The sequence below is a fragment of the Rhizobium sp. RU35A genome (assembly GCF_900156005.1).
In the GTDB taxonomy this organism is placed as follows: domain Bacteria; phylum Pseudomonadota; class Alphaproteobacteria; order Rhizobiales; family Rhizobiaceae; genus Neorhizobium; species Neorhizobium straminoryzae.
Window position 1 is genome coordinate 1 of record NZ_FTMR01000034.1, and the last position, 8107, is coordinate 8107.

At 56.4% G+C, this 8107-nt stretch carries 12 protein-coding genes and 1 pseudogene; 3 read left to right on the forward strand and 10 right to left on the reverse strand.

The genetic code is table 11. The annotated features are described in order from the left end of the window. The 4 genes from F3H95_RS26765 to F3H95_RS26780 all read right to left on the reverse strand — a co-directional run. The coding region (locus F3H95_RS26765; protein ID WP_149746233.1) for a transposase at positions 1-177 on the reverse strand (177 nt) is incomplete at its 3' end. Between the two features lie 62 nt (positions 178-239). Next, on the reverse strand, positions 240-1646 hold the full coding sequence (hxsB, locus tag F3H95_RS26770; protein WP_149748214.1) for a His-Xaa-Ser system radical SAM maturase HxsB: 1407 nt from the start codon (positions 1644-1646) through the stop codon (positions 240-242). Beyond that, positions 1627-1902, reverse strand: a complete 276-nt coding sequence (locus tag F3H95_RS26775; protein WP_244618159.1) for a hypothetical protein — start codon at positions 1900-1902, stop codon at positions 1627-1629. The genes hxsB and F3H95_RS26775 overlap by 20 nt, the downstream gene beginning before the upstream one ends. Positions 1903-1993: 91 nt before the next feature. After that, positions 1994-3136, reverse strand: a complete 1143-nt coding sequence (locus tag F3H95_RS26780; protein ID WP_149748215.1) for a hypothetical protein — start codon at positions 3134-3136, stop codon at positions 1994-1996. Positions 3137-3414: 278 nt separating this feature from the next. Between F3H95_RS26780 and F3H95_RS27330 the strand changes: the two genes are divergently transcribed. Next, on the forward strand, positions 3415-3564 hold the full coding sequence (locus F3H95_RS27330; protein WP_188134508.1) for a hypothetical protein: 150 nt from the start codon (positions 3415-3417) through the stop codon (positions 3562-3564). Positions 3565-3763: 199 nt separating this feature from the next. Here F3H95_RS27330 and F3H95_RS26785 read toward each other — a convergent pair whose 3' ends face one another. Genes F3H95_RS26785 through F3H95_RS26795 form a run of 3 tightly spaced genes read right to left on the reverse strand, consistent with a single transcriptional unit; the run spans position 3764 to position 5451 of the window. Continuing rightward, positions 3764-3961 (reverse strand): hypothetical protein, encoded by a 198-nt coding sequence (locus F3H95_RS26785; RefSeq protein WP_149748216.1) that lies wholly within the window; start codon positions 3959-3961, stop codon positions 3764-3766. Positions 3962-4011: 50 nt separating this feature from the next. After that, positions 4012-4914: an EamA family transporter gene (locus F3H95_RS26790; protein ID WP_149748217.1), complete on the reverse strand. Its 903-nt coding sequence runs from the start codon at positions 4912-4914 to the stop codon at positions 4012-4014. Between the two features lie 27 nt (positions 4915-4941). Further along, complete coding sequence (locus tag F3H95_RS26795; RefSeq protein WP_149748218.1) at positions 4942-5451, reverse strand: cupin domain-containing protein; 510 nt, start codon at positions 5449-5451, stop codon at positions 4942-4944. Positions 5452-5651: 200 nt separating this feature from the next. On the opposite strand from F3H95_RS26795, the gene F3H95_RS26800 reads away from it, so the two are divergent. After that, positions 5652-6524, forward strand: a complete 873-nt coding sequence (locus tag F3H95_RS26800) for a LysR substrate-binding domain-containing protein (RefSeq protein ID WP_188134509.1) — start codon at positions 5652-5654, stop codon at positions 6522-6524. Between the two features lie 396 nt (positions 6525-6920). Further along, the gene (locus F3H95_RS27385) at positions 6921-7166 is read left to right on the forward strand and encodes a sigma factor (protein WP_244618160.1); all 246 of its coding nucleotides are present in this window, start codon (positions 6921-6923) and stop codon (positions 7164-7166) included. Positions 7167-7259: 93 nt separating this feature from the next. Here the strand turns inward: F3H95_RS27385 and F3H95_RS27390 are convergent. From F3H95_RS27390 to F3H95_RS27685, 3 genes and pseudogenes are all read right to left on the reverse strand, one after another. Next, a pseudogene (locus F3H95_RS27390) lies at positions 7260-7469 on the reverse strand (ATP-binding cassette domain-containing protein); the annotation flags it as partial. 32 nt (positions 7470-7501) lie between these two features. Then, positions 7502-7771: an oligopeptide/dipeptide ABC transporter ATP-binding protein gene (locus tag F3H95_RS27680; RefSeq protein WP_280177858.1), complete on the reverse strand. Its 270-nt coding sequence runs from the start codon at positions 7769-7771 to the stop codon at positions 7502-7504. Next, positions 7734-7967, reverse strand: coding sequence for an ATP-binding cassette domain-containing protein (locus F3H95_RS27685; protein WP_280177859.1), 234 nt, complete (start codon positions 7965-7967; stop codon positions 7734-7736). The genes F3H95_RS27680 and F3H95_RS27685 overlap by 38 nt, the downstream gene beginning before the upstream one ends. Positions 7968-8107: the final 140 nt, after the last annotated feature.

Below are 8107 nucleotides of genomic sequence, written 5' to 3' on the forward strand. Positions count from 1 at the left end.
AAGAGCCTTCAGCCGTTTGGCCTCCGCCACTTCCATGCCGCCATACTTCGACCGCCATTTATAGAAGGTCGCGTCGCTGACACCGTATTTGCGGCACAGATCAACAGCCGAAAGACCGGCCTGATGCTCCTTCAGAATACCGATGATCTGCTCGTCGCTGAAACGGGAACGCTTCATTGTCTGTCTCCTTCTCCGGACAACAGACTAACCTCAAACCGAGGACATTCCAGGGGAGAAGGTCAGTGAACTTTCGACAAAGAGGGATCGAACTCCACTGCGCCGGCCCAGATCGCAAGCGATTTCTGCACTTTTGGGTCCGCGGAGTAGATCAAGGAAAAAACCTTGTCGAAGATGTACATATGCCTCTGGCAAAAGTCGGTCAGGTGCTTGGGGAGATCGATACGTCCATATCGGGACAGATCGTCGACTAGGTCAACACCACAAAATGCCTGGTAGGGGCAATGGACGCAGTCCGGATGAAAGTTATTGAGCGCTTCAGCGTTTAATGTCTCGATTTTGTCGCGCTCAATCCCGCTGAAGACATCACCCATGGAAAGGTCGAACTGCCCGACGCGGCTTATCATGCGAGCCTCATCGGTCGGGTATAATTTGCCGTCATGGTCAATGACCAGATAGCTGTAACCTATAATGTTTGGATTGCGCAGGTCGACATGATGATTGTGGCCGGAACGCAGAACACGCCGAAGACAGTGGGTGAAGTAAAATTCCTCGATGTGCACACTGGCTTCCCAGTTGTAATCGATCAGAGCGTCGATGAACGAGGAGTGATATCGGTTCCAGTTAGACGCGACCGAAAGGGCGTTGAACTGCTTGCGGGCAAAGCCTTGGTAGTTCACAGGGCGAAGATAGATTGACCTAATACCGTAATTGACGAATGTGTCGATCACCGTAGCCGCTGGAGGTGGTTTCGCGGGATCGATCGTCGGCAGCGCCGAAATCTTATCAGCGCCGATCCGGCCAACGGCCGCTGCTAGATTGTCAAAAAATACAGTGGTTTTCTCCGCACTTTTTGTTCTCTGGGCCTGATGAGTGGCGCGGTCAGAATCTAGCGAGGTGCTCGTGAAAACGTCGGGCTCTTCGAGCAATGCCCATGCCTCAGAACTTAACTCCTGAAGATTCGTACAGACCACGAATTCACAATGCTCGAACTTAGATCGACAGAATGCCTGAACTTGCTTGATGACATCGAGCCGGAGTAATGGCTCGCCGCCTTGAAACTCGACCTTGATGTGCTTTGTCGACAACCCGCCCAGAAACTTCAAAACCGCATTCAGGATTTCATCGTTCCAGTCAAATCCGGGCGTGGTTTCATTGACACGAGAGACCTGACAATAGCCGCAGGCAAGATTGCACCTGAGCGTCGGGACCAGGATTACGTAGTCGAGCTCCGTCGGCGAATAGAGGCGGCTCGCAAATCGGTATTCGAACCCGGCATAGGCGAGATCACCTACCTCGGAGAAGGCGTGTCCGTTACGGTCGAGGAAATGGCGGTCTGCCTGGTCGAGCGCATTTTCCGTGTAGCGTTTCAAGAAGCTTTGATCGGCTTTGAAATAGCCGCCGGCGTCGTCGGCAAAAAGAATGAGGCCGTCGTCTGTGGGCCGAAACTTAAGCGGTACGATTTGCAAGACCTGTCACGCCTTCAATCAGGATCTGCCGTAAGGGCAAGGTTTCCGCATATATTTTCTGCCGATAGAGGACGAATAGAAAATCTCTTTTGACCGCTGGGTCGTTCGCCGCTTCACCATGAAGAGTGACCATCCCCTCGTTGCAGTCCAGTTCAACGTGCGGGTAGAGATATTGAAACCGCATCACAGCGTCGCCAAGCCAGGGGCGAAAAGAGTCTTCAATTTCTATCTTGGTAGAGGGAGGGGAAGTTTTCATGAATGTTCTCTGCGGTTGCGACGTTTACAACCCATGCGTAAGATACCGGTGACTTTTTGCGCCCACAACGGAAAGTTTCGGTTGCGCACCGTTACTGCTTCAGATTTTGCGCGACTGACTTTTGGCAACGGCTGGAGGGCCCGATGTCTTGCCTCAGGAGCTCCACCCATTCGCCATCATCGAAACTAAAGAACCGAACATAGCATTTGGCGGTTTCGACCTCCGACGACTGGACGATCATCATGCGGCTAGAAAGCTCATATTTGAGGCTCAGGTTCGGATGGTCATCACCTCCGATCGGGAGCTTGAAGACTTCGCCCGTGCGAACATTGCCAACGAATGCGTTCGAACAACCGGCGCCGCAATCGATCTGAATGACCGCAAATTCGCCCGAGAATGTCGGCCCATTCGACATGCCATCAGCAATCCTTGTCCCGTAGGTCCGGAAGGATGCGCTTTGGCCAGCAAGGTCTGGCGGATTGTTCGGGCCTGAATAAATTCGAGGGACCGGAAGCTGCGACGGTTTGATCCGACCGAGTGATAGTTCCCGTTTAGTGTCCACGGCCACGCTAATGGTCGGTTCCCACCTAATTGGGCGGTATCCGATATCAAAAACGGTTGCCGTCCCGCGAACGGTCTTGAAGTAGGCCGCATCTGAAAGAACTACGGAGTCCAGAACTGCAGCTTTCGTAGCATGCGCATATATATCAGCGCCGTATCGACGCTGTAGATCGACAAGTGCATCCCGGCTGATTTTCGTAACGAAGGTCGCGATAACGCTGGAGCTTGCCACTTCAAAAAAGCTGGAAATCGCGAGCCCGCCATCTGATGTCGTAAGAACAGGTGATCCACTTCCAGGGAGCGCCCCGGCACTACCGAAGCGCTGTCTGATAGCCGCAAGGCTCGTCTGGCCAAAACGAAAGTCGGAGAAATGAGCGGGTTGCGGTTGGCCTTGTCCGGACCAGCTCGCTTCCAGACGGACCACTTTGCCGGTCGACTTCTCGATCGTGCCGGATAGGCTGACCCCGGTGCCGATCTTGAACGTAGCGTTTCCATATTGGCCGAAGTCGTACTCCCAAGCGGCGGAGCCGAGCTCGTCCAGTTTTGAGCGGTTTTCACCGATCGTATGGCTGGTGATCGACTGAGCGCGACATTGCCCCAGGCTCACGGTCAACACTGATACAGAGAGTGGCACGGCCACAAAGGCAAAATTCAGAATTGATTGGCAGCGCATTGGTCATTCCCGTCCCTAAACCAGCCGCTAATCGGAAGTTGTCAACTATGATACTAGACGTATCGCATGGCAAATGGTGTAGAAATCGAATTGCCGAATTGATAGGGGTGAGCGGTAGTCGCAGATTGCAGTGCCTTCAATTGCAGTCCCATGTTTTAAGGCAGGAAACAAAACCTCTTGCAATCTGCCTGCTATTCTGTGGCGCTAGCGGGCTTGAAGCCCACACGTTTTGCGCTACCGTTTCTACATCATGCGTCCAAGGGCGGGAGGACATGCAGATGGATCGTACCGACATTGTGGGAAAGCTGCGCGAAGCGTTGGCCCTCGCCAAGCAGACCAACAGTGACCTGTTGGTTTACCTGATAAGCGTTGCTCTGGCAGAGGCAGAGCAATTTCAGCCGCCGCCGAGCCGGCCTGCGGTCCATTGACACACGAATACACGTGCAAAACATGAGTAGGATAATCCTGGGCGGCCGGACTCATCGTGGGGACCGCGGTAGGCGGGTTCACAATTGTCCCGACCCAGTATCCTGCCAAAGAAGTTTGCGAGTCGGCTGCGACCGATGCCAGCCGCAGCCTTCCTCCGGTCGTTATGTGGCGATACAGAAAAGCTGGGAAAGACCCCACCTAGGCGGTATCCCCCTCCGCATCGACGGCGAGGTCTTCCATAAGTTGGAGCAACACGGAGTCGGCCTCCGCGATCGCTGTATCAATGGCCTTGGCGAGTTCGTCCTCGGTCAGTTCAAGCGCTTTGTATTTCAGTGCCAGCAATTGAACCCCGAGAGAAAAAAGATGCTGGGGCCGGTCGGCCAACGTGACGTGCATGGTAATCCCTCCTCTGCTTTGGCCATGCCTGCGGAAATTTCACTTGTTGCTTAATGTGATGGCTCGGCAGTTGATTGCCGAGCCTGTGCCGCCCCTCGCACCGCCCGTTGACCGGTGCTGATCAGAAGGGCGAGGATGATGGCAGCGATACCCACCACTTCAACGGGGCTGAGCGTGCTGCCCAGGAAGTACCATGCTGCAGTCAGTCCCACGACAGGGACCAACAGCGCAAACAGCGACACCTGGCCTGCGCTGTAGCGCTGCAGCATGCGACCCCAGACGCCGTAGGCAAAGATCGTCGACACGAAGGAGGTGTAGAGAACCGTCATCAAGCCACCCGCCGTCATGGACCGAAGCGCTTCGACGGTTTGGGTTGGCCCTTCAAAGAGGACCGAGCTTGCGAGCAAGGGTAGCGGTGGCACGACGCTGATCCAGACCATCAGATGCAGCGTGTTGATGGATGGAAGGCGCTTGATCAGCACATTCGACACCCCCCAGGAAAAGGCGCCCCCAGTCGTCAGCGCGAAGCCAAGGGCCGTGAAGGTAGCTCCCGCCTCAAGACCTATCAGCATCACGCCGCTCAGACCCAACACGGTACAGAACATCGCCACACTGCCCATTTTCTCGCCCAGCGCGAGACGTGCCAGAACGACAGTAAAGAAAACCTGCGTCTGCATCAGGACGGACGCAAGCCCCGCGCCCAGCCCGAAATAGATCCCGAGATAGAGAAGGCCGAACACCAGAAAGCCTAGTGTGAATCCCAGCAGCAGAAGAGATCTCCAGGGGATATCCGGCCTCGGCATCCCGAAGGCAGCCGGCAGGGCACAGACGGCGAAGCGCAGAGCGGAGAACAGCAGGGGCGGAAATTGGTTCAGACCCCAGCGGATCACGATGAAATTGAAGCCCCATACGAGAGCTACGATACAAAGCAGGATGGTATCTCGATGTCGCATTATCGTGATCCGCCGGGAGGTTCGAGGTTATTCGGCAGCCTGGCGGAAGCCGTCCTCCGCGGGTGCACCACCAATGATCACGGTCCTTTGCGGGATCTGCTCGAAGACCGCCTCCGGAACCTCGTACATCTTGGCGAGGGTCGGATTGGGAACGCCGGTCAACATTTCGGACAGCTCGATCGTTTCCGGCAGTTCATGCGAGAGGACCACCAGGAATGACAGCGGCTCGTCGCCCAGGTTTTCGATCCAGTGGAGATAGCCCTGCGGCACGAAGGAAATGTCGCCCGGCGACAACTCGAGATAGTGGGTTTCCCCTTCCGGACCGACGATACCGACTTGGCCCTTGCCGGAAACGCAGAAGTCGAGCTGGTTGGCGTTCGGATGCGTGTGCGGCTCGCGAACCCCACCGGGCTGGATTTCCAGCGCCTGGACCGCCAGTCCCTTTAGGACCGGAAAGTTCTTGGCGTTGGCGCGGTAGAAATCGCCTGCAGGAAACGACTTGAAGACGTTGGCCTTGAACGGAAAGCTATTCGACATCGATTATCTCCACGGTTGCATAAAGACGTGCAAAGGTATTGCCCGGCCACGCCGGCGCCACTGCGCTCCTTGCAGTCTCTATTGATGTTGAAGTTGAGCTCCACGGTAAAGGTACCGTGTAGAAAGATGGCTATATCCTTGACTCTCCAACAACAATCGAATTGTATTCACCTGATTGTTCAAATTGGATGAACTATTCCATGCCGAACCTACGCAAGATTGACCCGCTTCTCCTTCAGGCTCTCGTCGCAATTGCAGATGGTGGCAGCTTCGGTGCTGCGGCCGAAAAGGTAGGGAGAACCAAGTCGGCAGTCAGCATGCAGATGAAACGCCTCGAAAGCCTCTTTGCGAGCACGCCTATTTTTGAGCAGCGCGGGCGCACAAAGCGGTTGACCGAACAAGGAGAGCAACTGCTTGCCCATGCACGGGTGATCTTGCAGATGAACGACACGCTGTGGCATAAGATGGCACTGGCTCAAGGCCCGGAGACTGTCCGGCTCGGAGCGCCAGATGATTACGCTTACGCACTTCTGCCAAATATCCTCGAGCGATTTGGACGAAGTTTTCCGAATGTTCAGGTGGAATTGACCTGCGAGCCGAGCGAAGGGCTGTCAGCACGCATCGGCCGCAACGAGCTTGATCTCGCGCTGGTTACACGGCGTCCTAATGACGATATCTCGCAGGTCATCCGCATGGAGCCAGTCGTCTGGGCGAAGGCGCGCGGCAAACCGCTGGATATGACCCAACCCCTGCCCCTTGCGGTCTTCCAGCCGGGCTGCGTGTCGCGCGCGCACATCATCGAAGCCTGCACCAAGGCGAACCGTCCCTATCGCATCGCCTATTCGAGTCACAGCCTGGCCGGCATCCTGTCGCCGGTTCGCGCCGGGCTTGCGATTGCTGCCATCGCTCTGTGCTCGGTTCCCGATGACCTGGACGTCATTGAACCTGGCCCCGATCTGCCAGAGGTCAAGGGGATAGACCTCGCCCTGATGAGGAGCGGCAGCCGAGGGCAACCGGTTTTTGTTCAGCATCTGATGGAGGAAATTTGCGAGAGCTTGAGGGTGGCGGCTTGAGATCTGCATCAATGGCTTATGCACGTGCAAACGGTTCAAATCCCTTCAAGAGCTGGAAGACACCGATCAGGCGGAGGGCTTAATGGCCGCGGTGTTTCACGCTCACCAAGCGTGGCATCCATTTGTTGCCCTTAAGACGAAATAACCTGCCGCTTAATCTCAGGTTATGTGTTGCGTGGTCCCAGGCGCCGATTTAGGAAGAGAACACTGACGGAGACTAACGGATTTTTGAGTGCCAAATGCCCCTGATGCGTTTCAAATCGCGAACGGTGCTTCATCGAGTAGATGACTTTGCTCTCCCGGATGTGTTGCAACAATTGTGGGGAAGGCAGATTGCGTGCCTGCCATTTTGAGCGCGATTTTGCCGCCCACCGGCGCTCCCTGCTGTGGACCGTCATGCGTATCGTGCGCGACCCGCAGACGGCAGAAGATTTGGCGCAGGAAACCTTTCTGCGCGCTCACAAAGCGGTTGAGAGCGGACGGGTCGAGCATATAGAGGTTTTCTCCACCAGACGGCCCGCAATCTTGCGCTGGACCATCTGCGGCGCCGCAAAACCCGGGCGGGCGCCGAAGTGCAGGGACTGGAAGAGCATCTGCTTGCTGGAAGCTCGGCTGATATCCCCTCAATCGAACAGGCTTTGATCGAGAAGCAGACGTTCGGTGTGTTTCAGACGGCGCTTGCAGCCCTGCCGGAGCGCGCGCAGGCCGTGTTGGTGCTGAGCCGCATTGAAGAGTGGTCAGCTCATAAAGCCGGAGGATTGTGCGACCGACCGTGGTTTTGCCGCAGCCGCTTTCGCCGACCAGGCCGAGGGTTTCGCCCTTGTTAATGGCGAACGACACGCCATCCACCGCCTTCAAAGCTCCGACGGGGAGGTTCAGGATCCCCGCCCGGATGGGAAAATGCATCTTCAGGTCTTTGACGCGGACGAGGACGTTATCGTTCATGACCATCCCCTTGATCCGTCTGCCTGCGGGTTCTAGCAGGCAACCGTGTGGGCCGGTACGATCTCGGCAACGGGCGGATCCTGTTTGCGACAGATCTCGGTGACAAAGCTGCAGCGCGGAGCGAATGGACAGCCGGTCAGAACGCCAAGCAGGTTGGGCGGCAGGCAGCCAATCGCCTGAAGCTTGGTTTTGGTGGGGGCGTCGAGCCGAGGCAGGGAATTGAGGAGACCGATCGTGTAAGGATGCGCCGGGCGCGCATAGAGCTCATCGACTGGCGCCTTTTCGACGCATGACGGCAACATTGGTGGCGAGGCGTGCAACCACTCCGAGATCGTGGGAAATCCAGATTACCGCCGTGCCGAGTTCTGCTTGCAGTTTCTTGATGAGCGCAACGATCTGTGCCTGGATGGTGACGTCGAGGGCAGTCGTCGGTTCGTCGGCGATGAGCAGTTGCGGCGAGCACGACAATGCCATGGCAATCATGACCCGCTGCCGCATGCCTCCCGAAAACTGGTGCGGATAATCGTCCAGCCGTTTGGCCGGTGTGCCGCCTTTTGCGGGTTCATCCCAGTGGATTTTACGCCTGGCTGAAGAGCCCGCTGAGCAGGCGAGCCAGCGAGGACAAGCGACAAACCGAT